This window comes from Proteus vulgaris (genome assembly GCF_011045815.1).
Taxonomy (GTDB): domain Bacteria; phylum Pseudomonadota; class Gammaproteobacteria; order Enterobacterales; family Enterobacteriaceae; genus Proteus; species Proteus vulgaris_B.
The window spans coordinates 1,206,296-1,233,063 of the sequence record NZ_CP047344.1; the positions used below are offsets into that span (position 1 = coordinate 1,206,296).

Consider the following 26,768-nt stretch of genomic DNA (forward strand, 5'->3'; position numbering starts at 1 on the left):
TCACCACAAACAAGCGTCAATTATTTACAAAGATAAAAAAGATATTAAGGACAGTGAATGAGCGGTTATGTTTATGCAGGGTTTCCCAGCTCTGCAGGGGTTATTATTGGTGTTATTCTTCTTATTTTGCTTTTTAAATGGTTACGCAAATTTGCTGTACAAGATAGTGAATTATCAAAACCATCAACAGCAGCAGGGCAGGAGCCCATTTTATCTGAAGCAGAAAATACAACAGATCAATTATTACCTCATGAATGGGGATTATATGTAGCAGCACCTTACGCTGTGATGAATGAATGGGCATATAACGAATATGACGAAGGTAAAGATGATGGTGGATTATCAGCAGGTTGGGGAATTAACGACCGTTGGGATTTAGTCTATCAACTATTTTGGTTGCTCACTCAAGGCCACACTAATGATTTTTATCAGCTACGTGACCAAATTTTGGATGGCAAAGAAGACGATGTTCAGTCATTAAAAAATGACATTTTGCTTTCAGAGTTAACAGAACATGATAAAAACGAGCGTTTATGGCAAATCGATATGATGAGCACTAATCGCATGAATATTCAAAATGTGAAATACCTTATTTGGGATCTCTGCCGTTTTAACAAGCTCTGTTTAGAAGGATGTCAGCAAGGTTATATTACCCAGCAAGAAGCGCAAACATGGTCGCTAATGAGTGCCTCAATGTTACGTCGAATTTACGATGGCTGGGAAGATATGTGGAAAAACTTTATTGCAGCGCGTTGGTTTTGGGCGAGTGGGGATCAAGATTGGGTTTCTTCTCATCAAGCTTTTACGGATGTTATACAAAATATTCTTAATGCAGAAGATACGTTGGCAACAGAAGAAAACTGGATAATGGATTTACCGCCATTGGATTTAACATCTTTTTCTCGTACTGTGGCTGGCCTCGGTTTAATGAAAAATGACGTGCCAATGACACTTTCTGAAATTGAGGAAACCATTAGCCAACGTATTACGTTAAAACACCTTAATAGTTAATAATGCGTTGAAAACCAATCGTAATATTATGTTTTCATCGACAAAAAAACCGCATTTGCTGTCTATTACAGATGCGGTTTTTTAATGAAATAAGGTAATTAAATTTTATTTAATGGCTTGAGTCGATGCGTTACGTTGCCCTAATTGTTGCAGTGTTAACTCAATAGCTTTACCTAATAAATGGCGATCGTGACGATAAGGAATATCTTTAGCTTCCAATTGAGCCTGTACAATTAATCGACCTTTCATGGATTCATATTGAGTTTCAGGGCTAATGATCACCGCATCTATTGTTTGTAAACCAATATAGTTCTCCATCATGGCGATTTTATCAGACATCGTCATACTGGCCGCCGCGGGACTTAATTCTTTGCCTAGATTACCAATATAAATGGTTGTTGCACTACTACGGCGCAAGGCTTGTGCAAGCTCTGGCAATAATAACAAAGGCATTAAACTGGTAAAAAAACTACCGGGGCCAATTAAGATAAGATCAGCTTGTTCAATGGATTCAATAGCTTCTCTTGTCGTTGGTACTTTAGGATAAAGATCAAGTTTTTGTGGGATCTTAGGCAAAATATCAACGTTAACTTCACCATAAATCTCATTTCCTTGATCATCTATCGCCATAAGGTCAACAGCTTGTTCAGACATAGGAATAAGATGCGCATTGACTCTTAATAATCCACGAATAAGATTAATAGCTTCTAAAGGTCGAACGCTTAAGTTATCTAACGCTTTTAGCATTAAATTTCCTAAATTGTGTCCAGCCAGCTCACCAGTACCTGAAAAGCGGTATTCAAACATCGCAGAAGCTACCGAAGGCTCTGTAATTAATTGATTAATACAATTGCGCATATCACCCCACGCAATGCCACCTTCTTCTTGACGAATACGGCCAGTAGAACCGCCATTGTCCGTTGTTGTGACAATACCAGTAAGGCGAGAGCCTAAGTAGGAGAGTGCTGAAAGCACACGCCCAAGGCCATGACCTCCACCAAGGGCAACAACACGATCTAAATCACTTAGCGTGCGATTTCGCATATTTGTTCTACTCATCTTTAAAAATTTGCCGCTAATTTATCACAATTAAATTTTAAGCCTATGATCACGACGTGATTTCATCACATTCCTAGTTTAATTTTACTTTTGACAGCCTAATATTTAATCAATGAAAGTGTTTTTATTTATGTTATTAGCGTGACTAAAGTGTTGTAAGTCGTTGTATTATAAATTATATAGCGAAAACATTATTCGCTTTTTACATAATTAGCAGGTAGAATCCACAATAAATATATAGGTATTAGAAACCTGTGAAAAACAGGTAAAGATAAACTCCTAGCCTTAACGTCTAAGTCGTGTATTGACAAGATATGATGTTCTGGCCGTGACGAAATAAGTCACCAGGGTGCAAGGTAGAAATGTCTGCATCTCCCGATTTGGAAAGGTGTTATTATGCAACAACTCGTTGATGCGTTTTCCCGCAAATTTTTCTATTTACGTCTTTCAATTACAGACGTGTGCAATTTTCGTTGTACTTATTGCCTGCCTAATGGTTATAAGCCTAATGGCCACAAATCATTCCTTTCATTAGATGAAATCAGTAGACTCACACAATCTTTTGCTGCATTAGGAACAGAAAAAATCCGCTTAACAGGTGGTGAACCAACAATGCGCCGCGATTTTACTGATATTATCGCGACAATCAAAGATAATGCGGCAATTAAAAAAATCGCAGTGACAACAAATGGTTATCGTTTATCACGAGATGTTGCACAATGGCGTGATGCTGGATTAAATGCGATTAATGTGAGTGTTGATAGTCTCGATCCCCGTCAATTCCACGCTATTACTGGACAAGATAAATTTAGCCAAGTGATGGAAGGTATTGATGCTGCATTTACCGCAGGGTTCGAAAAAGTCAAAGTTAACGTTGTGTTGATGCGCAATGTGAATGACAAAAATCTTCCTGATTTTCTTAATTGGATCAAAGACAGACCTATTCAGCTGCGCTTTATTGAATTAATGGAAACAGGGGACGGTAGTGATATTTTCAACCGCTTTCATTTGTCTGGTGAAGTTATTCGCCAGCGCTTACTCAATGAAGGTTGGTTACAAATTCCTCGCGCCCGTAGTGACGGGCCTGCTCAAGTATTTACCCATCCTGATTATCAAGGTGAAATAGGTCTGATCATGCCTTATGAGAAAGACTTTTGCCTAACCTGTAACCGTTTACGTGTTTCAGCTATTGGTAATCTCCATCTTTGTCTATTTGGTGAAAATGGTATTCCGTTACGTGACCTACTTGCTGACGATAGTCAACAAGAGGCATTACAACAACGTATTCAGGGTGGTCTTCTTCATAAACGAGAAACACATTTTCTTCATCAAGGTGATAGCGGTATTACACCGAACTTATCTGTTATTGGTGGGTAGTTTTTCGCTCTGTTATTTCGTTAATTTCAGGAGTTGTGCATGTCTCAACTAACTCATATTAATGCTGCCGGTGAAGCTCACATGGTGGATGTTAGTGCTAAAGCTGAAACAGTGCGAGAAGCGCGTGCTGAAGCCTTTGTTGAAATGTCAGCAGAAACATTAAGTATGATCACCGAAGGCAAACACCATAAAGGTGATGTATTTGCGACCGCAAGAATTGCAGGTATTCAAGCAGCAAAAAGAACATGGGAATTAATCCCACTATGTCATCCGCTGTTATTAACTAAAGTCGAAGTACGTTTAGAAGCTCTCACTGGATCTAATCGTGTACGTATTGAATCTGTTTGCCGTTTAACGGGTAAAACAGGGGTTGAAATGGAAGCATTAACTGCGGCATCAGTAGCTGCGTTAACGATTTATGATATGTGTAAAGCCGTTCAAAAAGATATGGTGATAGGGCCTGTACGTTTATTAGAAAAAACAGGTGGTAAATCAGGTCATTTTAAGGTGGAAGCATGATTAAAGTTCTCTTTTTTGCTCAAGTCCGTGAGTTAGTCGGTGTTGATTCTCTTGAATTAGATTGTGAGTACCACACAGTAGACGATTTACGTAAAGCATTAATTACCAAAGGTGAACGTTGGTTGCTGGCGTTAGAAGATGGCAAGTTACTCTCTGCGGTAAACCAATCCTTTGTTCAAGGTTCTCACGTTATTAATGACGGTGATGAAATCGCCTTTTTCCCACCTGTTACAGGAGGATAAGATGAGCTCATCAACTCGTATTTCAGTACAAACCGAAAATTTTAGTGTTGGCGATGAATACCAATGGCTTTCTGAGTGCGACAGTGATGGCGCCGTTGTGACCTTTACAGGGAAAGTGCGTAATCATAATCTCGGAGATGAAGTGAGTACGCTTACTCTTGAGCATTATCCCGGTATGACTGAAAAAGCACTTAATGACATTGTAAGTGAGGCGAGAGCTCGTTGGCCTTTACAACGTGTAAGTGTTATTCACCGTGTAGGAACTTTGCATATTGGTGAAGAGATCGTGTTTGTGGGTGTTACCAGTTCTCATCGTAATAGCGCGTTCGAATCTGCTGAATTTATTATGGATTTCTTAAAAACACGAGCACCATTTTGGAAAAAAGAAGGGCTTTCTGAAAATAAAGACAGGTGGGTTGATGCGCGACAAAGTGATTATGATTCAGCCGAGCGCTGGGAATAAACCATAGCACTTGATTAAACACTACATTACTTTACCTAAATTTATTTTATGGTGACATTTCATACAGTTTATTTCATGGAAATGTAAAATCAGTGTGATAAAATTAAATTCTAATGAGTCCATAATGGGCTCTTTACTGAAATAAACGTTATTATTAAATCTAACGTTATCACTATGATTAAAGGGTAATCATCATGGATCGATTTTCACGTTCAAATGATTCAATCGTACAACGCACAGGTTCTGGCCTACAAACCTTTATGGCTCAGGTTTATGGTTGGATGACTGTAGGTCTGTTATTAACTGCGTTTGTTGCATTCTACGTTGCATCAAGCGAAGCATTATTATCAATGATTTTCTCAAGCAAGATTGTCTTCTTTGGTCTGATCATTGCTCAATTAGGATTAGTTTTCGTGTTATCAGGGATGGTTCATAAAATGAGTGGTGCAATGGCAACCTCATTATTTATGCTCTATTCCGTGTTAACGGGTGTGACTATCTCAAGCGTATTACTGCTTTATACCGCATCTTCAATTGCTAGCACATTCTTTATCTGTGCTGCTATGTTTGGTGCATTAAGCATTTACGGTTACACCACTAAGCGTAGCTTAACGGGTATGGGTAGCTTCCTGTTTATGGGGCTTATCGGTATCATTATTGCTTCTATCGTTAATATCTTTATGCAAAGCTCAATGATGAGCATGGTTATCTCTTATGCGGGTGTGTTAATTTTTGCAGGCTTAACGGCTTATGACACACAAAAACTAAAAGATATGGGTAATGAAATTAACCAAGAAGATAAAGAAAATATGCGCCGTTACTCAATTATGGGTGCATTAACGCTTTATTTAGATTTCATCAACCTGTTCTTAATGTTACTGCGTATTTTAGGTGATCGTCGTTAATTTTAACGATATCTGCGGATAAACGTAGTTTAAAAACAGCATAAAAAGTAAATCCCATAACTTTAATAAGTTGTGGGATTTTTTTGTGCTTTAATTGCTATTATTTTAAGCAATCTTTCGCTGGAAAAGATAATACGCAAAAGAGCCTGTACCTGCTGCAATCACTAATAAAGGCCATAAACTGTGCCATATTACTGTGATATCAGCATTTTTAAGGTAAATCTGCTTTGTAATATCGGTGAAATGACGAATTGGGTTTATCCATGTGGCATGTTGTAGCCAAACTGGCATGTTTTCTACGGGAGAAATATAGCCTGATAATAAAACGGCAGGCATCATAAATACGAAGACACCAATAAAAGCCTGTTGTTGTGTTGAACTTAATGCTGATATTAATAAGCCAAAACCCACCAGCGATAAACCATAAATTAGCATGGTAAAATAAAACAATAATAATGAACCTGAAAAGGGTATTTGATAACCAAATATCCCTATAATCAATACAATAGTACCTTGAATGGCGGCAACAACCATTGCCGGAACTGCTTTACCCACAAAAATTTGCCATGTTGATAGAGGGGAAACTAATAGTTGATCCAAGGTACCTTGCTCTCGCTCTCTAGCAACTGAAAGTGAAGTGACTATCATCACGCCAATGGTGATAATCAATGCTACTAATGAGGGCACAATAAACCATTTATAATTTAAATTTGGGTTATACCAATTACGAACAACAAGTTCTGTTTTATTCAGTAAAGACGGTGTATGTCCTGTTAATTCAGTTTGGTAATTTTGTACGATTTGTTGTACATAATTAGCAGCAATTTGCGCACTATTAGAATTTCGTCCATCTAAGATTAATTGCAATTTAACAGGGATTTGGCTTTCTAAATTAGCACTAAAGTTTTGTGGAAATCGAACCAATAAAAGTGCTTTACGATTATCAATGGTCTCTTTTATTTCATGTTCATTTTTCAGTAATAATGTTTGAGAAAATGCACTAGCTTTGGCGATACGTTGGGTTAACTCAATAGATTGTTTACCATTATCCTCATCAAAAATTGCGATAGAGGCATTGGTAACATCTAATGTTGCGGCAAAAGGAAATAAGATCATTTGAAAGATAACAGGCATTATCAAAATCATACGAGTCTGAGGCTCTTGTAATAATGACTGTAGCTCTTTCATTATTAGGGTGAGAAGACGATACAACATAAATACTCTCCCTTTAATCTAATCGACGTCGTGTTGCTAATGCTGTTAAGCCAATAAAAAATAGGGCAGAAACGATCAGCAACCACATATCTAATATTAATATCAATGGAATATCACCTGCTAAAAATAGCGTTTGCAAGCTACTGACAAAATAACGTGCGGGAATGAAATAAGTCACTACCTGAATAAAAAATGGCATGCTATCAATTTCAAACACAAAACCGGACAGCATAATCGCAGGTAAAAAAGCTGCATTTAGGGCAATCATGGCGGCATTAAATTGATTGCGAGTCAGTGTTGAAATGAGTAATCCCATTCCTAAGGCAGTGGCTAAAAAAAGCGAAGTGATCCCCCCTAAAATCCAAAGTGATCCTCGATAAGGCACTCCTAGCAAAAAGACGGTTACCACCATGCACAGTACCATGACAAAACTACCTAAAACTTGGTAAGGAATAAGTTTTGAAAGCAAGAGCTCGGTACGTGTGATTTGGGTTGAAAGCAGAGCTTCCATTGTGCCACGTTCCCATTCACGAGCTATGACTAACGAAGTGAGAATTGCACCCACAACGGTAATAATAATAGTAACGGCACCCGGAATAATATAGTGCTGACTAATTGCCGCTGGGTTAAACCAATAGCGCGGTTCTATTTCAATTAGTGGTGTAGTATCAATACCCTTGCTGATGGCTTGTTGTTGTAGCCAGATTTGCCAAACCCCTTTGGTATAGGCTTGTACAAAGTTTGCAGTATTAGGTTCACTGCCATCGGTGATCACCTGAATGGGCGCATGAGTATCTTGTCGGGTCAGTAATTCAGCAAAGTTCACAGGAATAACCACAATGCCCCGAATTTGTCCTGCTTGCATTTTATCAATCAATAATTGGCGATTATCGCTAATAGTTGCGTTGATATATGGTGAATTGGTAAAAGTGTAAACGAGTTCTTGTGCAGGTTGGCTTTGTTGATTAGTCAAAATACCAATATTTAACTTACTTGAATCTAAGTTAATACCGTAGCCAAAAATAAACAACAGAGTGAGAGGGATAACAAAAGCGATGAGGGCACTACTGGGATCACGAGTGATCTGTTTTGTTTCTTTTAAACATAATGCGAACAAACGTCGCCAAGAAAAATGGGCATGAGAGGATTGAGCTGAATTACGCATGTTTTTCGCTCCCTTTATCATTTTCACGTTCAAGTTTTTTATCGTAATCCAACACTAAACCTATAAAAGCATCTTCCATTGAAGGCGTTGGATTATCGTTGTTAGCAACCATTTTTTTGAGAGAATCTGGCTCTCCTGCAGCAATAATTTTTCCGCGATAAACCAAACCAATACGATCACAATATTCTGCTTCGTCCATAAAGTGAGTGGTCACCATTACGGTTACTCCCTTATCAACCATACCATTAATATGTAACCAAAATTCTCTTCGCGTTAATGGATCAACGCCTGATGTGGGTTCATCTAAAAAAAGAATATCAGGCTCGTGCATTAATGAGCATGCAAGGGCAAGGCGCTGCTTATAACCTAAAGGCAAGGTTTCAGTGATTTGATTCACCATCGGCTGTAAGCTAAAGGCAGTTATCATATCGTTAATTTTATCGCGTTGTTGTTTGCCGTGTAAGCCATAAACACCAGAGAAGAATTTCAAGTTCTGTCCCACTTTAAGATTGCCATAAAGTGAGAATTTTTGTGCCATATAACCTAAATGCTGACGAGCTTTACCTGAGCTCTCTTTTAAGTCCATACCTAATACCAGCGCTTTACCGCTGGTGGGAACTAATAAACCACACATCATTTTAAAGGTTGTCGATTTACCTGCACCATTAGGCCCCAATAACCCAAAAATCTCACCTCGTTTAACTTGAAAATCAACGTGATCGGTTGCTGCAAATTGACCAAACATTTTAGTTAGTTGCTGTGCTTCAATAACGGTTTCATTGGGGGCTGGAGGAATTTGAGGCATAATTTCAGCTAATTCAGATTTATGAGAAGGGCCACCTCCTAATAAATCAATAAAGGCATCCTCAAAGCGTGGTGTAGCTGGAATAAGTTTAACATCAGGTTTACCCAAGGCATTGAGTAATTCGGATTGATTACTTTGTTTTTTCAATATCAAACGAACAGATTGTCCTTGAATAACTCCATCTGTCACTTGAGGTTGAATGATAGCTTGTTGTAATATTTTTCTTCGCTGATGGCCTTCAACATCAAGCAAAAAAGAACGACCTGCCATTTTCGCTGTTAAATCTTGTGGAATACCACTATAAAGTAACTCTCCTTTATTAAGTAAGAGAATGTTTTTACATTGCTCTGCTTCATCAAGATAAGAGGTACTCCACAGTATCAACATACCATCGCTGGCTAAGGTATGTACCATTTGCCAAAGTTCACGGCGTGCAATGGGATCAACGCCGACGCCAGGCTCATCAAGTAGCAAGACTTTAGGGCTACCTAATAAAGTACAAGCTAGTCCTAGTTTTTGTTTCATGCCCCCTGAAAGATTACCTGCAAGGCGAGAGGTAAAGCGTGTGAGATCGGTAAAAGAGAGCAACTGTTGGTAAACTTTTTTGCGCTCTTCACCGATGACATTTTTTAAATCAGCATAAAGATTAAGGTTTTCTAATACCGTTAAATCTTCATAGAGACCAAATTTTTGAGGCATATAGCCAAGAATAGCTCGGACATCTACACTTTGTTTTTGTGGCTCCATTCCTAAAATACGAATATCACCAGCATCTGGTTTTAATAGCCCTGCAAGCATACGGATTAATGTGGTTTTACCTGCACCATCTGGGCCGACTAAGCCTGTGACAGAGCCACCCGTTATGGTGGCTGTTAATGCAGAAACCGCTGGGCTTTCTAGTCCGGTAAAGCGTTTTTCAACGTCTTGTAGCTCGATAGTGTAATCAGTGTGTTCCATTTTCGCCTCCCACTTAATGAGTGGGTGCAAATTTTAAAGTCACGGGCATTCCTTGACGTAATGCATCGTCAGCATCCGTCACAACAACGCGGAGTCGATAAACTAAATCAGTTCTTAATTCCGGTGTTTCGACACTCTTTGGCGTAAATTCTGCTGTCGGTGAAACAAAACCAATCGTGCCATGATAAGGCTTATCTTTACGTCCATCAGTGTAGAGATAGACTTCTCGATTAGGGATTGCTTCACTTAAGTGGGTTTCACTAATATACGCTCTAACCCAAACAGGAGTAGTTAAAGACACCGTAAATACGGGATTGCCAGCAGATAAAATAGTGCCAGGTTCAACGGCCCTTGTTAATATTGTACCTTGTGAAGGTGAGACTAACTGTGTGTCTTGAAGGTTTAACTCTGCTTGAGCAACGGCAGCTTTTGCCTGCATAACCTGCCCTTTAGCCGCATCAATATCTTCTTTTCGATAACCATTTTGATATTGATTTAATTTATCTTGGGCTGCTTTTAAGGCTGCAGCTGCTTGATTGCGATTATTTCTTGCGCTATCTAAATCATTGGCTGAAATTACTTTTCGGTTAGCCAAATCTTGCTGGCGTTTATAAAAGTTGTCGGCATATTGCCAAGCAGCTTGTTTTAATGACACGTCAGATTGGGCTTGTGCAATTTCTTCACTGCGATAACCAGCTTCCATTAATGCTAATGCAGCAATAGCGCTATCACGCTCACCATAAGCTTTATTTAGTGCATTACGATAGGGGGCATCATCAAGCTTTCCTAACAATTGCCCTTGTTTGACGGGGGCACCTTCATCAACGAGTAGGGAATCTAATTTCCCTGCAACACGAAAACTCAGGTTAACAGTACGTATATCGACATTACCATAGAGTACTAATTCAGACTCTTTGTTTTCTTCGTAATAATAGATACCTGCAATAATACCGATAATAATCATTAAGATGATAAAGAAACTGATTTTTTTAGTTTTCATAATAACTCTATTTATGCATGATGTGGGTGAGTGTAAATTTCTCTTAATCCATTGAGTAATAAAGTAATATGTGTTTTTAAAGTATTAGAGATAATTTGATACTCATTCTTACCAATTCTATCCCATCCTGTTTGTCTTAGAATGGTTTCTCTCACTAAGCGAAATGATAGCACTTCTCCTAAAATAGCGTGAGTGTGTAGCATTGTCGTCGGAAGAGTGGGATCTAAACCAATATAGATAGCTAATAATTTATTCACACGCGTTAAAAGTGGTGATAACGCTTGCTGGTGGATAAGGGAATACGCTTCGGTAGGAACAAGCTGTTCTCTTGCCATGATACGACTAAGATGAATATTGGCTTTATCAAGTACTAGTTGAGCATATTGTAAAAAGCTATCTATGATCAGCGTTTGTAGCAATGGTAGATGCTCTGTGGGATTGGGCCGCTCAAGAAATTCGTCAAGGATGGTAACAGTAGGTTCAAAATCAAGACGGATAAGATCGGCAATATGTTGCGCAACGGCGAGATACAATCCTTCTTTAGAACCAAAATAATAAGCGATAGCGGCAATATTTTGTTGAGCAGCTTGTGCAATTTGGCGTGTGGTGGCGGCATCAGGGCCATTTTTACCAAAGATCTCACATGCCGCTTCCAATAATTGTCGTTTTGCTAGTTCACCACGAGTCGTCTTCTGATGGGTTTCTGACATAATAGAAGATACCTTACTTAAGTAAAATGTAACAAAACCAATGATATTAAAAACAGCGATAACAAGGTGTATTATATTAGATGATATTGAACAATAGGGAAATTTTGTAATAAATAATCCAATAAAGGTATTTTGTAATAAAAAACGCTATCTATTATTGAAAATTATTTTTGTATTATGAATACAGCAAAAACTGTTAAAATAGGGGTTATTAGGTTAATCTAGCAAGGTTCATTCTCTTTCATCACTGTCTTACTGACTAAATGATAGTACCTATAGAGTAATAATACCTATAGATTGACAGTATGAAAGCCCGTCATTTTTAATTTCAATCACCGTGTTATACGTTCTGGTTGTAGGAGACTACTGTTTTGACCGATTTTACATCGCTTGGTTTAAGTGAGGCGCTTCTCCGCGCTATTGATGAACAAGGGTATAAAACCCCAACCCCTATTCAACAGCAGGCGATTGAGCCGATTTTGGCGGGTAAAGACGTATTAGCCAGTGCGCAAACAGGGACAGGGAAAACGGCGGCTTTTACATTGCCTATCTTGGAAAAGTTAGCTCAATCAGCAGAAAAAACTAAAGGTCGTCAACCAGTTAAAGCACTAATTTTAACACCAACCCGTGAACTCGCTGCGCAAATTGCTGAGAATGTGAAAGCTTATAGTCGCTATTTACCAATCCGTTCACTGGTCGTTTTTGGTGGTGTGAGTATTAACCCTCAAATGATGAAATTACGCGGTGGCGTTGATGTATTGATAGCAACACCTGGACGTTTACTCGACCTTGAACATCAAAATGCAGTCGATCTTTCTCGTGTTGAAGTCTTAGTGCTTGATGAAGCTGATCGTATGTTAGATATGGGCTTTATTCATGATATTCGCCGTGTGATCAATAAATTACCTAAAAAACGTCAAAATTTATTGTTCTCTGCGACATTCTCTAAAGAGATCACAGGACTTGCCAACTCGTTGTTAAACAATCCTGTGAGTATTTCCGTTGCACCAAAAAATTCAGCAGCTGAATCTGTAGATCAATATGTCCATTTAGTGGATAAAAAACGTAAAACAGAGTTGTTATCACATTTAATTGGCTTAGAAAACTGGTCACAAGTGCTTATTTTTACGCGTACTAAGCACGGTGCTAATAAGCTTGCTGAACATTTAAATGCTGATGGTATCAAATCAGCCGCTATTCATGGTAATAAAAGCCAAGGTGCAAGAACTCGTGCTTTAGCTGACTTTAAAGATGGTAAATTAAAAGCACTGGTGGCAACTGATATTGCAGCTCGTGGCCTTGATATTGACCAACTGCCTTATGTTGTCAATTTTGAATTACCGCAAGTTGCAGAAGATTATGTTCACCGTATTGGTAGAACGGGTCGAGCAGCTGCAACAGGTAAAGCTATTTCATTGGTTTGTGTTGATGAACATGGATTATTAGCTGATATCGAGCGTCTATTAAAACGTGAAATTCCACGTTTAGCATTAGATGGTTACGATCCTGATCCTTCGATTAAAGCGGCTCCATTGCATAAAAAGCCAAAAAATAATACCCCACGTAGAAGTGGCGGTGGTCATGGACGTGCAGATATTCGTGGCAAAGATAATCGTAATAATGCTCGTAAAGAGAATGATAGTGAAGGTAGTAAAGAAGGCGGTCGTAATAAAAGCAAAGAAAACTACCGTAATAAAGATGGCTCACGTACTGGTAAATTAGGGCCTCGTCGTTCACGTAAAAGTGATGAAGGTAGTGATAATCAAAGCCCTTGGTCAAAAGCTAGAAAAGAGTTTTGAGGTTAAAAAGTGCGAGTTCTATTAGCACCAATGGAGGGGGTTTTAGACCCCCTTGTGAGAGAATTACTCACTTCGATTAACGATTACGATCTCTGTATTACAGAATTTGTGCGTATTGTTGATTCATTATTACCAACAAAAGCCTTTTATCGCTTATGTCCTGAATTACATACAGAAAGTCGCACAAAAAGTGGCACGCTTGTACGGGTGCAATTACTAGGACAACACCCTCAATGGTTGGCTGAAAATGCGTTTAGAGCCGTATCGTTAGGCTCTTGGGGCGTTGATTTAAACTGTGGTTGCCCTTCAAAAACGGTTAATGGTAGTGGTGGCGGTGCTTCACTTTTAAAACAGCCTGAAACTATTTATCAAGCAACTAAAGCAATGCGTAATGCTGTACCTTTAGAATTACCTGTATCAGTAAAAGTCAGACTTGGTTGGGATTCTTCTGAATATAGCCATGAAATTGCTGATGCCGTAGCACAAGGTGGCGCAACAGAAATTACAGTACATGGCAGAACAAAAGAAGATGGTTATAATGCTGAAAAAATCAATTGGCAGGCCATTGGTGATATTCGTCAAAGACTCTCAATACCTGTAATTGCCAATGGTGAGATTTGGAACCGCGAAGATGCATTGGCCTGTTTAGCCACAACAGGTTGTGATGCGATAATGATAGGTCGTGGTGCTATGAATACGCCTAACTTAAGTCGTGTTGTAAAAGGTATAGAAACAAGGATGCCTTGGTCTGAGGTTATTGAATTATTAAAGCGCTATATTCGCTTAGAAAAGCGCGGTGATACGACAATTTATCATGCATCACGGATTAAACAGTGGTTTAGTTATTTACGCAAAGAGTATCCAGAAGCTGATGAATTATTTAGACAAATTAGAACATTAAAAACGTCGCCAGAAATTGCAGTGGCAATAGAGGCTCTGTAGTTTAAAAATAATCTTATCCAATAAAAAAATAGCGCTAATTAATCAGCGCTATTTTTTTATTTATTGAGAAATAATCCATCTATTTATCCTAAATATTATATAATTTATTTCTAATAATTGGAAAAAATTACTTTTTCGACTTACACTCAATAAGTGAATTTTTTAGGTATGTTGTTTATATCATGACTATTTTAGGGGGAAATATGGGAATTCTTGCTTGGATTATCTTTGGTTTAATCGCAGGTATTTTGGCGAAATTCTTAATGCCAGGCTCTTATGATATTGGTCTGATATGGACTTGTATTCTTGGTATTGTAGGTGCGGTTGTCGGTGGCGCAATTAGTAGCTTCTTTGGCAAAGGTAAAGTGGACGGCTTTAATTTTGGTAGCTTTGTTGTCGCTGTAATTGGTGCCATTGTTGTGCTCTATCTTGCAAAAATATTTGCAAGTTAATGTCTTCACATCAAATAGATATTGATAATAAACCCGCGTTAATGCGGGTTTACTTTTTAAAGCGTGGACTGATTAAATCAGCATTCACAGGGAAGGGTACTTTCAGCACCCCATTGCGCCCAAGAGCCGTCATAAAGTGCGATAGATTGGCAACCTAATACAGTTAATGCTAAAAATAAAATTGCCGCAGTCATACCAGAGCCACAGGTAACAATAATGGGTTGTGATAAATCAACACCAGCCTGTTCAAATATTTGTTTTAATTCAGTTTTATCTTTTAATTTCCCATCTATAACTAATTCATTCCAAGGCACATTTTTACTGCCGGGGATATGTCCACTGCGCAAGCCTGGGCGGGGTTCAGGTGCTCTACCATAAAAGCGATCAGCAGAACGCGCATCAACCATCTGTTTTTGCTTTGTCGCCAGATTATCAATAAGTTGTTGTTTGTTGGCATAACGTTGAGGGTGACGTTCAACTATAAATGGAGATTGCGCTGGTGTCTTGACAGCTTCACCTTGTTCTATAGGAAACCCAGCATCAATCCATGCTTGTAGACCGCCAGCAAGAATGCGCACATTACGGCAACCTAGTGTGGTTAATGTCCACCAACCTCTAGGTGCGGAAAATAAGTTACCTTGATCGTAAAGAATAACAGTTGTGGTATTAGAGATATCTAATTGCGTCAGCGTTTCTGAAAATAGTGCATCAGATGGCAACATATGTGGCAATGTTGTTGTTTTATCTGCGACTTCATCGAGATTAAAAAAATGTGCATGTGGAATATGACGTTCAAGGTAAAGCGCTTGATAATCAATCTGTTGGGTTGGCATTGGTGCGCTGACATCAAGGATCACAACATTAGTATTATGTTGATGTTCAAATAGCCATTTGGGTGTAACAAAGTAATCGTATTCCACGGTGCGACCTCATTTATTTAGCAGAAGGTGGGCTGTCTGGGATAGCTGGAAATTGCTGTGTAGGTGATGTTTCAGGTTGCGTTTTCTCTGTTTCTATTGGTGTGGTGGAGCGTGTATAGATATTTAAGCCCGCAAGGAAAACACCACCAATAGAACCGAAGGCAAGCAGTGCGATAATAACAATAATTATTTTTTTCATAATGTTCATTTGCAGATGAATGTTGCGCAAAAGTATATCTAGATATGAAGTTGAAACAAGTGCTAAGTCAGTTTAATCGACAAATGAGATTGGCTAGAAAAGAGATAAATAGATAAATAAAAAGGCTATTTATTTTTTATAAATAGCCTGAGTAAAGTTAGTGTTGACGTTAATTATTTCAATCAAAGGTTACAGTCAATGATAAGAAAAAACCCCTTAAACTCAGGAGTAAATGAGTTTAAGGGCAAGGGGTAACGCAACTTAATTAGGAATATAAAAACCAGAATGTCATTGCTAAGTTCACAATAGCTGCGACAGCCATAGGAATGGCAGTACGTTTAACTATTTGGAAAGGTGAGACATTCGCAATACCAGCAATGGCAACAATGGCGGCTGTAATGGGTGAAACAGTACGACCAAAGCTTGTCATTATTTGCATTGGTAAAATTAAAGTAATGACATCTACTTTTAAGAAAGCGGCAATTTTTGGTGTTAAGGCTGCAAATGAGAAGAATGCCGCATTACCTGATCCCATTAAAAAGGCCGCTAATGCAAGAATGGCACTCATTACAATGATCATCGCGGCAATGCCGAAGCCTGCATCTTGAGCAGAGCTAATTAGCGTATCGACGGCACCACTTTTAAGTAGACCATTAGCAAAGAACTCACCAGACACAATTAACGAGACCACTAAGACAAATTGCTTACCCATTCCTTCAAAGAACAGCATAAAGCTATTCATCACCGCTTTTGCATCACGTAAGCGAACATATTCGAAAAGAAGTGCAATTACGGTACTAATAATCATTGCCGTGGTGACTTCTAATTTAATGTAAGGGTGTAGCAAAGGACTGAAACCGATAATTAGAATTAAAGGGATCACAGGTAATAGAGCATAAGACAGTGGAATTTTATTGCCTTCTTCTTTTACAACATCAATGGTTGTTGGGTCAAAAACAAAACCTTCACGTTTATCCCACCAGCGTTGAATAAAGAAGTGAGTGATAGCAACAGCAATAATAATAGGAATAGTAACGGGTAATTGGTGTTGAACAAAATAGACGGCAGGTTCAATATCCGCTGTTTTTGCAGCCATAATCACATTACCAGAGCCAGGACCATGGTCGATAAACTGGCAACATCCAATAACGGCTAAAGCAGAAAGTGGACTAATACCAGAACGAATTAATATCGGATACATAGTGACCATTAACAGCATACCTAAACCAGCATGGCTAGGAATAAAAATAACCAAGATTTGGGTGACTAGAAATGAAATCACTAATAATAAGTAAGGTGATTTTATGGCTTTTAATGGCTTTTCAAAAATTGCGAATAAAGCACGACTTGCGCCAACATGTTCCATATAACGAGAAAAGCCCGCAATAGCCATTAACGTTAAACCAAGACCTGCAAGACGAGAACTCATAATATCCGTGAAAATTTGGAAGACATCAAAATACTTAAATTGAGTTGTCTTATTTTCAGGTAATAACGGATTAAGATCGAGAGAAGCCGTTAGGAGCAATAGTAACAAGCCCCCGAGTAATAATACTGGCTGAGGTTTATAACCCCGCGCCAGTAAATAAACCACCAACGCTGTTACCAGCGCGGCAATGATTAAACCTGTCATAGTGAATTCCCCGGTAATGATGCAATATTTTTTGTTATTGGTTTAATGCTGAAAAAGCTTGTGTAATATCTGCAATGAGATCATCTGTTGCTTCAAGGCCGATGTGTAAACGTACAAAAGGGCCATGACCTTCACGCCAATTAGACGCTGTTCTTGCGCCAACGACATTGGCAGGTAATGCAAGGCTTTCAAACCCACCCCAAGATGCACCAATACCAAATAGTTCAAGCGCATCAATAAATTGTTCTGATTGTTTTGTGGTGAATTCTTGTTTAAATTCAATGGTTAACAGGCCATTGCTGCCTTTGCAGTCACGTTTCCACAAATCATGACGAGGGTGATTAGGTAATTCAGGGAACCATACTTTTTCAACTTCAGGACGTGTCTCTAACCACTGTGCGATAGCCAAAGCTGATTTACCATGAGCAGCAATACGTTGACCTAATGTTCTCATTCCGCGAAGTACGAGAGCTGCATCATCAGGGCTACTGGCTTGACCTAATGCTTCAGGTAATGCACCAATTTTTTCCCATGCCTTTTCATTCGCAACCATAATGCCCATCATGACATCAGAGTGACCGCACAAATATTTAGTTGCCGCAATAACAGAGACATCAGCACCTAATTCAAGCGGGTTATAAAGCCATGCAGAACCCCATGTATTATCAACACCGACAGGAATATTTCTTTCATGAGCAATACGACAGATTTCAGGTAAATCAAGCATTTCATAAAGGAGTGAACCTGGTGATTCGACAAAAATTAGCTGTGTATTTTGTTGAATTTTTTGCTCAAAATCTGAACCATCTGTTTTAAAGAAGCTATAAGCAATGTTATTGGGTTCAAGGAAAGCAGATGCGATTTTACGCACAGGTTCATAAACAGAATCTGCAAATAAAACATGTCCACCACTACGCGCATATCCCATGATGGTCACTGCGATAGCCGCCAATCCAGTCGGGAATAACTGTGCACGATGACCGCCTTCTAACTCAGTCACTAATGCTTCTAATGCAAAAGCGGTTTCGGTACCACGAGCGCCATAACTCAATACACGTTCTGTTGCACGACGATCACGCACATCACGCCAGCTTTTTATTGAGTCAAAAACAATAGTACTGGCTCTCATAACGGGGGGATTAATGGGGCCTGAAGTTTTAATTTCTTGACGTCCACAGTGTATCAATTTTGTTTGTTTATTTTGTTTCATTATTAATATCTCCAAATATAGAAATAGAGTTCCCCGGTAATTAAATAAAATGATTAATTACTGTTTGTGCTTATTTTGTTTCTATTATTTATAACAAACTTATTTATTTTTAAAATAGCTATTTTCTAAAAATGATGATCTTCCTCTAACTTTTTAGCATTAATTATTCTAATTAAATCTTAAATGTTATTTAAGAATCAAAAGTTATAACTAATAAATAAAGGGTTATTTATAACATATTGAATTAATGTTATTTTTTAATTGATAAGAAATATTTGAAATTAGATTAAAATTATCAAAGTGTTTTTTTTGAGATTATATTGCATAAATAAAATAACAATCTAACAAGTCGTTTGATTAAAAAAACGATTTTTTTATTATTTTTTTAACAGGGGAAATAATTATGGGAACCAGCGTTTTTGATTCGGTTTTATTAAAGAATTTATGGTCAACAGAAGAGATGAGAACTATTTTTTCTGATAAAACAAGAATGCAAAATTGGCTTGATTATGAAGCGGCATTAGCTATTGAACAAGCCGAATTAGATTTGATCCCGAAAGAGGCGGCAAAAGTTATTGCAGACACCGCGAAACTTGAAAAGCTCGATATGGATTATGTATTAGAACAAGTGCGTCTTACTCGCCATCCATTAGTGCCAACAATTCGTGGTTTAGAGCATGCTTGCCCAGAACATTATGGGGAATATGTTCATTTTGGCCCAACAACACAAGATGTAATTGATACTGGCCTTGTATTACAACTAAAAGATGCTCATCATACTTTTTTGCGTGATATCAAAGTATTAGGTCGTGCGTTGCTTTCATTAAGTGAACAACATCGCAACACGCCAATGGTTGGACGTACGTTAGCATTACAAGCTCTGCCAATTACATTTGGGCATAAAACAGCGATCTGGCTAACTGAATTAGCGCGTCATTATCAACGTCTTAAAGAGATAGAACCTCGCTTATTTGTTGGCAGTGTTGTTGGTGCGGTAGGTACAAAAGCTTCTTTAAGCGATAAAGCTGATGAATTAGAAGCGCGCGTATTAAAACGCTTAGGCTTAGGTGTACCTGAAATTTCATGGCAACCTGCGCGTGATAGATTCAGTGAATATGGCATGTTAATTGGTTTAATTAGCGGTACGCTAGGTAAAATTGCCAATGAAATCCTACTATTAGCGCATAACGAAATTGATGAGTTATCTGAGCCGTTTAGTAAAGGCCAAGTGGGCTCTTCGACTATGCCACATAAACGTAATCCTGCCATTGTGGAAAATGCGGCCTGTGTGAGTAATACCCTAAAAGCAAATCTATCTGTATTAACGGATATGATGAAACATCAGCATGAGCGCGATGGTGCGATTTGGAAAATGGAATGGAAAATCATGCCAGAAATGTGCCTGATGCTGTCTGTTATCTTCGATAATATGAAAACAGTATTAGGTGGATTAAATGTGCATGTAGAAAAAATGCGTGAAAATATGGATATTTTGGGTGGCTTTATGTTGGCAGAGAGAGTGATGTTTGCGTTATCTGATAAAGCGGGTAAACAAACTGCACATGAAATTGTGTATGAAGCATCAATGTCAGGGCAAGAAGAAGGCATCACTTTTGTTGAAGCGATTAATCGTGATACTCGTATTCGCGATCACATTACTCAAGAAGAGCTTGATGCACTTTTAGATCCAACAACTTATGTAGGAAATGCACCGGCCCAAGTTGATCGTGTTGTCGCACAAACCAAAGCCTCTGGCTGGTTAAATGACTAAGTGACTTAATTACATCCAACCTTCTTATTATCTAAAAGCCGGTGATATTACTGGCTTTTTCTTATCTATTTCGAGGTGTTTATGACATTGAGTCAGCAGTTAGCCCAATTTATTACGACAACCACTTTCTCTGATTTACCTGCTCAAGTTGTTAGCCGAGCTAAAATTCATTTATTAGATACATTAGGTGTCGCACTTGCTGGAAGTGTGCAACAAAGTGCTATTCAAAGTCGTCAGAGCATTACTTTTTTACCTGATAGCCAAGGCAATATTCCGATTTGGGGTAGTTCACTCACAACAAGTACAACTGTAGCTGCACTTACAAATGGTATTGCATCACATGCATTAGATTTTGATGATACACACACTGATTCGATTGCACATGGTAGCGCGGTATTAACGCCGATTGCTTTTGCATTGGGTGAGTCAATCAGTGCGTCATCAAAAGATATTTTAACTGCCTGGGTGATTGGCTGGGAAGTAGCGGCAAGAGTGGGATTAGCAAGCCATAGTGGATTTCATCAGCGAGGCTTTCATGCCACTGCGATTGCAGGTATTTTTGGTGCAACAGCTTGTGCGGCCTCGTTATTAAAATTAACACCAGAACAGACAGTGAATGCATTAGGGCTCACAGGAAGTCAAGCAGGAGGGGTGGCTGAATATCTTACCAATAGTTCTTCTTCTAAATGCTTTCATGCGGGATGGGCTGCGCAATCAGGTATTATTGCCGCATCATTGGCAAAAGGTGGAATGACTGGCCCCGAAACGATATTTGAAGGTCGTTATAGCCTTTATCAAACCCATGGTATTAAAGAGCAAGCACAACCAGAACAAGTGGCATTAGGATTAGGTGATGTATGGGAATTTTTAAATGTTTCGATTAAGCCTTATCCGGTGTGCCATTTTGCTCATGCGACTGTGGATTGTGGGCGTAATTTGCTGAAAAAAGGGATCACGGCTGATGATATCGGTAGTGTGGAGTGCGTGGTCGATCCAGTAGCAGCTGCCTTAATTTGCGAACCACTTGAAACAAAATGGGCGCCTAAAACAGCTTATGGGGCAAAATTTAGTTTGCCGTGGCTATTTGCAGCCGGTTTTTTAGACAATGCACTAACATTATCGTCATTATCTCCAGAAAATTTACAGCGTGAAGATATTCAAAAGTTAGCGAAAAAAGTGAGTTATCGTTATCCCGAAAAAGGCGAAATACCATTTCCTACGTATTTTCCAGGATTAATTTTCGTGACATTAAAAAATGGTGAGAAGATCACAGAGAGATTAGATATTCAATACGGTAATCCACAAAATCCAATGACAGATAAAGATGTGATCAGTAAGTTTTACGATAACGCCTCATTAGTAATAGAGGATAAACAATCGGCTCAACTCGTTGAAAAAGTATTAAATTTTGAAAATGTTACTCTTTCTGAGGTAACACAATTATTGCGTATTGAAGAAGCGGCCCATTAAGTTAAACATAATGTCAATAAGATGATGATATGAAGGATTGGTTTGAGCTACCAATCCTTTTTTATTGCCTTGCACACATAAATTCAGATGTGCAAATAATCTTTTCACCAATACGAACAACACCAGAAAAACTAACAATAGTACGGCGCTGCCGACGAAATTCGATCTCAATAAGTAGTTGATCACCTGCTTTTACTGCATCATGAAAACGTGCTTTTTTTATACTGGCAAAATAACATTGCTGGCCTTCTTCCATGGGAGAAAGATAGTAATGTGCAAGAACTCCAGCGGCTTGAGCCATACTTTCAAGGAGTAGTAAGGGAGGGTAAAACCCGCCAAAAACAACAGTGTCATTGGTGGTGATATTTTTAATTGCGATTAATTTGCCACTAGCAAGTTCAGCTGGCTCAGAAATAACACCATCAATTAATAAGAATGGATAACGATGAGGTAATATTTCCATTATTTCACTGACGGAAATGGGCATACATTTTCTCCTCGTTATGGTGATAGAATAAACACGATTTTGCAATAATGGCGGCTATTATTTCATTCTTATTCAATGTCGTACAGTACAACCTAATGATTTTAGACAGGAAATAGTCATAAAAATAATAACAATGGCTAGAAAAGTATAAAATCTAGCCCTTGGTATGACTCAATAAGAATAGCTTATTAATCAAGGCGAGCAATAATTTGGCGTAGATCCGCCATTGCGACATCGTTTAGAGGCTCTTGCGGTAAAATAGGCAAGCCTACATCAAAACCTTGAATATTTAGAGAGGCTTTAATACATGATGCTAACGAATATTTGGTAAAGGCTTCGTTGATTTGCCACATCTCTTTTTGTTTTGCTAATGCCGTATCAAAGTCACCTTTTGTTGCAAGTTCGTACAGTTCAACACATTGCTTTGGTAATACACAAGCAGGGCCGGCCATCCAACCGACACCACCAAGTTTTAATACAAGTAATGGAATATGTGCCGAAGCACTAAAGATCTTCACGCGTTCACCAAAGGTATTGATCATAGTAAGCAATCGACCTGTATTGCTTGAAGCATCTTTAATATATTCAATATTGGGGATATAACTAAGTTCATTAAATAAAGAGATAGGAAGAACATCACCCAAAAGCCCCGGATTGGTATAAATTGTCATGGATTTTTCAGGAAATGCTTCAGCAATAGTTTGGAAATAACCTGCTTGTGCGGTTTCACTTAACGGGTACATTTTTTGTGAAATCAGCACCATGCCATCTACACCTAATTGGGCGTATTGTTCGGCTTGATGACAAGCATCTGCGGTTGAAAAACCGGCAACCCCTGCGATAACAGGGATACGCCCCGCAGTTTGATCAACCGTGATACGCACAATTTCATTACGCTGTGCTTGGGAGAGATAAGCGTATTCACCGGTGCTACCTAACGGGCTTAAACCATGAACGCCACATGAGATCAAATGTTCGACCAATCGACGTAATGAAGATTCAAGAATGGTGCCTTTAGTTTGATCAACAGGGGAAACAAGGTAAGGAAAAATACCATGGAATTGGGTCATAATCGGTGTCCTGTTTTATGGTTTTAATATTTTATTGTTTTGGTTATCAACATTATTTAAGAGCTTTGAAATCTTTATTCTTATTGAAGTGTAATATCAGCATGATTAATCACTTCATTTTGCTCATTCTTTAACGAATCAAACAGTATTTGTGCGGCTTTTCCTGGGCTATTGGCATTGAGATATAGGTTATAACTAATTGCTGGTAAAGGGGGTAAGCCTTCTTTTTCGCCTAAAATACGCAAATCGTCACCTGAAAGCTCAATTGAACGTGCCATAATACCTAAGCCCGCACGTACAGCAGCTCTTGCACCTGAAAGCGTTGTAGCAATATAAGCGATTCGCCAACGAATACCTTGTTGATCAAGGTGATTTATCATCATATCGCGGTATGTACTGGGTTCATCTAATACAACTAATGGCAAGGGTTCATCAAGATCAAACCTGAAATGTTTTCCGCAATACCATAAGGAAGGAGAAACACGTAGCACTATTTTGGGGTAACCCACATGTTCTTCAGTAGAAATGGCTAAATCAAGCTCGTTGTTTTCTAGCATCGACATTAAAAACGGACTACGTTTAACAATGATTTCCATAATAAGACGAGGATACGCCCCTGAAAAACGTGCAAGTAGATCAGGTAAAATTGTGTTTGCCGTATCATCAGGGGAGCCAATTTTTAAGATCCCATCAATTTCTTCATGCATTAATGAAAGACAAGCTTCATCATTTAGGCGCAAAATACGGCGAGCATAGTTAAGCAGTTGTGTACCCGCTTCTGTCAGTGTTTTATTTCGACCTTGGCGAGCAAACAGCTCTTTGCCTATCAACGATTCAAGGCGTTGCATTTGCTGGCTTACCGCAGATTGAGTACGGCAAACAGATTCTGCGGCCGCGGCAAAGGTATTTCCATCGACAACAGCAACAAAGGTTCGGAGTAAATCAAGTTCTAAGTTAAAAATAGGGCGTTTTGTAGGGGTCATTATGGTGTCTCTTAACTGGTGTTGTTGTATTTAATCAAACAAAAAGTATTATTTTTTTATAAGGCTATTTTTAGAAGTTATGTCATCAATACTCATACTATGAAGAGTTGGATTAATAATCTATAACAAAGCTCAATAATTTCGAGGCGTTATCCATTCTTTGATGAAAGAAGAGAGCAAATGAAGGTAACTACTGATTTTTATACAGTGTTATGAGACAATAGCACCCTTCTTAAAATCAGTCACAGAGTAGTTATGTCTCTTTCTCAATCAGTTAAAAATCAAATAAGTCAGTGGTATAAAGCCCTACCAGAACATATTGAAGGGTTTATTCCGCGTGCGCCACAGCGTGAAATGATAGCTGAAGTGGCCAAGACTTTTTCTGATGAAATGGGACGACACTTAGTGATTGAAGCTCCAACTGGGGTAGGTAAAACACTTTCTTATCTTATTCCGGGTATTGCTATCAGTCGTGATGAAAAAAAACCGCTGATTATCAGTACAGCCAATGTGGCACTGCAAGATCAGATTTTTAGCAAAGATCTCCCATTACTTAAAAAAATCATTCCAGATCTTACTTTTACGGGTGCTTTTGGCCGTGGGCGCTATTTATGTCCACGTAATTTAGACGCGATTTGTGTAACAGAAGGTGAACAAATCGACTTAATGTTTTTGCTTGAAGACAAAGTGGATGTGGCGACCAGCGCAGAAAGAGAAATTTGCCAAGAGCTAAAAAATGATTTTACCAGTTTCGGTTGGGATGGTTTGCGTGATCATCATAAACGGGCATTAACAGACAGTTTATGGCGTAAAATTAGTACCGATAAAATGAACTGTTTAGGACGTAATTGCCAATATTATCATCGTTGCCCTTTTTTTATTGCACGCCGTGAAATTGATGAAGTGGATGTTGTTATTACCAATCACGCTTTAGTGATGGCAGCAATGGAAAGCGAATCGGTATTACCCGATGCCAAGAACCTGCTGTTAGTGTTGGATGAAGGCCATCATATTCCTGATGTTGCGCGAGATGCACTTGAAGTCGAAGGGGAAATTACCTTAGTTGCCCTTAATAATCAGCTGGATAATATTACTCGCCATGTTAGTCAGTATTTAGCGCAATTTATTCCTGTAAGACCACCTAAGTTGGCTGATCCTATTCGTTTTGATGCTCATATTGCTAAGTTACGTGAAGCTTATCAAGAGGTTGATACCTTTACGCGAGCATTATTACCAGAACGTAGTGAACAAGATGAATATCTCTTTCCATTAGGCGAATTACCTGAACAGCTTCTGTTAAGTTGCCAGACATTATTTAAGCTAACAGATAGTTTAAAAATGTTGGGTGAAGCTATTTTAAATGATTTAACAGAGCGTACAGCAAAAGAAGATATTGTGCGTTTACATCGTGCCATTTTAACTACCAGTAGAATGGTCGGTTATTTAGAGAATATGGCCAAATTGTGGCGCTTAGCCACATTAGAGCAAACCTCAAAAGCACCTGTATCGAAATGGCTCACTCGGCGTTACGATAAAAAGCAATCTCATCTCTATTTCCATTGCGCAGGTATTCGAGTCAGCGAACAACTGACACAATTGTTATGGAAAAATATCCCACATGTGGTTATTACATCTGCAACGTTACGATCATTAAATAGCTATTCTCGTATTCAAGAATTAACAGGATTAAGTGAGCATTTTGATGATCGCTTTATTACGTTGTCTTCACCTTTTGAACATAAAGATCAGGGTAGATTAGTTATTCCTAAAATGCGCTATGAACCGACGATGACTCATGAACGCGAACATTTAAAAGAAATGGCACGTTATTTTCGACAAAGCATGGAAGAGAATAACCACAGAGGACAATTAGTTTTATTTAGTAGCCAACGGGCAATGGATGGCTTTTTAGAAGAAGTGAAAGACTTACGGTTATGTTTATTGGTGCAAGGAGATCAGCCTCGTTATCGCTTGGTAGAAACACATTGTAAGCGTATTGATGCAGGAGATAATAGTGTATTGATAGGTTTGCAATCATTTGCCGAAGGACTCGATTTAAAAGGCGATTATTTAACGCAGGTGCATATTCATAAAATTGCTTTTCCACCTGTGACCGATCCAGTGATTGTGACAGAAGGCGAGTGGTTAAAATCGCTGAAACGTTATCCTTTTGAAGTGCAGAGCTTGCCAAGTGCATCGTTTAATTTAATTCAGCAAGTTGGGCGACTTATCCGCAGCCATCATTGCCACGGTGAAATTATTATTTATGACAGACGTTTACTAACCAAAAACTATGGCCCACGCTTATTAACAGCACTACCTGTTTTCCCTATTTATCAACCTGATATGCCTAAAGAGAAATAAAGAGAAAGGCCACCTATATCAAGAGAGGTAGCCTTTCTAA

General features: G+C 38.7%; 25 protein-coding genes and 1 riboswitch. Of the genes, 12 read left to right on the forward strand and 13 right to left on the reverse strand.

The features are described from left to right. Window positions 1-57: 57 nt before the first annotated feature. On the forward strand, window positions 58-1,011 hold the full coding sequence (locus GTH24_RS05560) for a DUF1266 domain-containing protein (RefSeq protein WP_072070558.1): 954 nt from the start codon (window positions 58-60) through the stop codon (window positions 1,009-1,011). A 105-nt stretch (window positions 1,012-1,116) separates the two neighbouring features. Here GTH24_RS05560 and yvcK read toward each other — a convergent pair whose 3' ends face one another. Beyond that, window positions 1,117-2,055 carry a uridine diphosphate-N-acetylglucosamine-binding protein YvcK gene (yvcK, locus tag GTH24_RS05565; protein ID WP_115350880.1) on the reverse strand — a complete coding sequence of 313 codons (939 nt, stop codon included), beginning with the start codon at window positions 2,053-2,055 and terminating at the stop codon, window positions 1,117-1,119. Between the two features lie 279 nt (window positions 2,056-2,334). Further along, window positions 2,335-2,477, forward strand: a riboswitch (molybdenum cofactor riboswitch). Between yvcK and moaA the strand changes: the two genes are divergently transcribed. From moaA to GTH24_RS05590, 5 genes are all read left to right on the forward strand, one after another. Beyond that, complete coding sequence (gene moaA, locus GTH24_RS05570; protein WP_115350881.1) at window positions 2,467-3,447, forward strand: GTP 3',8-cyclase MoaA; 981 nt, start codon at window positions 2,467-2,469, stop codon at window positions 3,445-3,447. (Overlaps the previous riboswitch by 11 nt.) Window positions 3,448-3,486: 39 nt before the next feature. Beyond that, a complete protein-coding gene (gene moaC, locus GTH24_RS05575) occupies window positions 3,487-3,966 on the forward strand; it encodes a cyclic pyranopterin monophosphate synthase MoaC (RefSeq protein WP_023581221.1) in 480 nt (159 codons plus the stop codon). Beyond that, window positions 3,963-4,208 carry a molybdopterin synthase sulfur carrier subunit gene (moaD, locus tag GTH24_RS05580; RefSeq protein ID WP_072070557.1) on the forward strand — a complete coding sequence of 82 codons (246 nt, stop codon included), beginning with the start codon at window positions 3,963-3,965 and terminating at the stop codon, window positions 4,206-4,208. Before moaC ends, moaD begins: the two co-directional genes overlap by 4 nt. Window position 4,209: 1 nt before the next feature. Continuing rightward, on the forward strand, window positions 4,210-4,671 hold the full coding sequence (moaE, locus tag GTH24_RS05585) for a molybdopterin synthase catalytic subunit MoaE (protein WP_164526045.1): 462 nt from the start codon (window positions 4,210-4,212) through the stop codon (window positions 4,669-4,671). A gap of 194 nt (window positions 4,672-4,865) precedes the next feature. Further along, a complete protein-coding gene (locus GTH24_RS05590) occupies window positions 4,866-5,576 on the forward strand; it encodes a Bax inhibitor-1/YccA family protein (RefSeq protein ID WP_072070555.1) in 711 nt (236 codons plus the stop codon). Window positions 5,577-5,681: 105 nt separating this feature from the next. Here GTH24_RS05590 and GTH24_RS05595 read toward each other — a convergent pair whose 3' ends face one another. The 5 genes from GTH24_RS05595 to cecR are packed head-to-tail and all read right to left on the reverse strand — an operon-like array spanning window position 5,682 to window position 11,428. Next, on the reverse strand, window positions 5,682-6,791 hold the full coding sequence (locus tag GTH24_RS05595; RefSeq protein WP_164526046.1) for an ABC transporter permease: 1,110 nt from the start codon (window positions 6,789-6,791) through the stop codon (window positions 5,682-5,684). A 13-nt stretch (window positions 6,792-6,804) separates the two neighbouring features. Further along, window positions 6,805-7,956, reverse strand: coding sequence for an ABC transporter permease (locus GTH24_RS05600; RefSeq protein WP_072070553.1), 1,152 nt, complete (start codon window positions 7,954-7,956; stop codon window positions 6,805-6,807). After that, complete coding sequence (locus tag GTH24_RS05605) at window positions 7,949-9,718, reverse strand: ATP-binding cassette domain-containing protein (RefSeq protein WP_164526047.1); 1,770 nt, start codon at window positions 9,716-9,718, stop codon at window positions 7,949-7,951. Before GTH24_RS05605 ends, GTH24_RS05600 begins: the two co-directional genes overlap by 8 nt. 13 nt (window positions 9,719-9,731) lie before the next feature. Then, a complete protein-coding gene (hlyD, locus tag GTH24_RS05610; protein WP_072070551.1) occupies window positions 9,732-10,718 on the reverse strand; it encodes a secretion protein HlyD in 987 nt (328 codons plus the stop codon). 11 nt (window positions 10,719-10,729) lie between these two features. Then, on the reverse strand, window positions 10,730-11,428 hold the full coding sequence (gene cecR / locus GTH24_RS05615; RefSeq protein ID WP_072070550.1) for a transcriptional regulator CecR: 699 nt from the start codon (window positions 11,426-11,428) through the stop codon (window positions 10,730-10,732). A 371-nt stretch (window positions 11,429-11,799) separates the two neighbouring features. Between cecR and rhlE the strand changes: the two genes are divergently transcribed. The 3 genes from rhlE (at window position 11,800) to GTH24_RS05630 (ending at window position 14,621) form a co-directional block, all read left to right on the forward strand. Continuing rightward, a complete protein-coding gene (gene rhlE / locus GTH24_RS05620; RefSeq protein ID WP_115350886.1) occupies window positions 11,800-13,227 on the forward strand; it encodes an ATP-dependent RNA helicase RhlE in 1,428 nt (475 codons plus the stop codon). A gap of 9 nt (window positions 13,228-13,236) precedes the next feature. Continuing rightward, window positions 13,237-14,169, forward strand: a complete 933-nt coding sequence (gene dusC, locus GTH24_RS05625; protein WP_164526048.1) for a tRNA dihydrouridine(16) synthase DusC — start codon at window positions 13,237-13,239, stop codon at window positions 14,167-14,169. Window positions 14,170-14,372: 203 nt separating this feature from the next. Beyond that, window positions 14,373-14,621: a GlsB/YeaQ/YmgE family stress response membrane protein gene (locus GTH24_RS05630; protein WP_036938310.1), complete on the forward strand. Its 249-nt coding sequence runs from the start codon at window positions 14,373-14,375 to the stop codon at window positions 14,619-14,621. A gap of 77 nt (window positions 14,622-14,698) precedes the next feature. Here GTH24_RS05630 and sseA read toward each other — a convergent pair whose 3' ends face one another. The 4 genes from sseA to metC form a co-directional block, all read right to left on the reverse strand. After that, complete coding sequence (sseA, locus tag GTH24_RS05635; protein WP_115350887.1) at window positions 14,699-15,541, reverse strand: 3-mercaptopyruvate sulfurtransferase; 843 nt, start codon at window positions 15,539-15,541, stop codon at window positions 14,699-14,701. A 13-nt stretch (window positions 15,542-15,554) separates the two neighbouring features. Continuing rightward, window positions 15,555-15,740, reverse strand: a complete 186-nt coding sequence (locus tag GTH24_RS05640) for a hypothetical protein (protein WP_072070546.1) — start codon at window positions 15,738-15,740, stop codon at window positions 15,555-15,557. Between the two features lie 265 nt (window positions 15,741-16,005). Beyond that, on the reverse strand, window positions 16,006-17,373 hold the full coding sequence (gene dcuC, locus GTH24_RS05645) for a C4-dicarboxylate transporter DcuC (RefSeq protein ID WP_072070545.1): 1,368 nt from the start codon (window positions 17,371-17,373) through the stop codon (window positions 16,006-16,008). Between the two features lie 34 nt (window positions 17,374-17,407). After that, window positions 17,408-18,583 (reverse strand): cystathionine beta-lyase, encoded by a 1,176-nt coding sequence (gene metC, locus GTH24_RS05650; protein ID WP_072070544.1) that lies wholly within the window; start codon window positions 18,581-18,583, stop codon window positions 17,408-17,410. Between the two features lie 403 nt (window positions 18,584-18,986). On the opposite strand from metC, the gene purB reads away from it, so the two are divergent. After that, the gene (gene purB, locus GTH24_RS05655; RefSeq protein WP_072070543.1) at window positions 18,987-20,354 is read left to right on the forward strand and encodes an adenylosuccinate lyase; all 1,368 of its coding nucleotides are present in this window, start codon (window positions 18,987-18,989) and stop codon (window positions 20,352-20,354) included. Between the two features lie 81 nt (window positions 20,355-20,435). Further along, window positions 20,436-21,824, forward strand: coding sequence for an MmgE/PrpD family protein (locus GTH24_RS05660; RefSeq protein WP_072070542.1), 1,389 nt, complete (start codon window positions 20,436-20,438; stop codon window positions 21,822-21,824). 61 nt (window positions 21,825-21,885) lie between these two features. Here GTH24_RS05660 and fabZ read toward each other — a convergent pair whose 3' ends face one another. The 3 genes from fabZ to GTH24_RS05675 all read right to left on the reverse strand — a co-directional run bounded on the left by fabZ (window position 21,886) and on the right by GTH24_RS05675 (window position 24,364). Continuing rightward, window positions 21,886-22,311, reverse strand: coding sequence for a 3-hydroxyacyl-ACP dehydratase FabZ (fabZ, locus tag GTH24_RS05665; RefSeq protein WP_072070541.1), 426 nt, complete (start codon window positions 22,309-22,311; stop codon window positions 21,886-21,888). Window positions 22,312-22,499: 188 nt separating this feature from the next. Continuing rightward, window positions 22,500-23,381, reverse strand: a complete 882-nt coding sequence (locus GTH24_RS05670; protein WP_072070540.1) for a dihydrodipicolinate synthase family protein — start codon at window positions 23,379-23,381, stop codon at window positions 22,500-22,502. Window positions 23,382-23,461: 80 nt separating this feature from the next. Then, a complete protein-coding gene (locus GTH24_RS05675; protein WP_072070539.1) occupies window positions 23,462-24,364 on the reverse strand; it encodes a LysR family transcriptional regulator in 903 nt (300 codons plus the stop codon). A gap of 255 nt (window positions 24,365-24,619) precedes the next feature. Here GTH24_RS05675 and dinG point away from each other — a divergent pair, with 255 nt between their 5' ends. Further along, entirely contained in the window at window positions 24,620-26,728 is a 2,109-nt protein-coding gene (gene dinG / locus GTH24_RS05680) for an ATP-dependent DNA helicase DinG (RefSeq protein ID WP_164526049.1), read from the forward strand. Window positions 26,729-26,768: the final 40 nt, after the last annotated feature.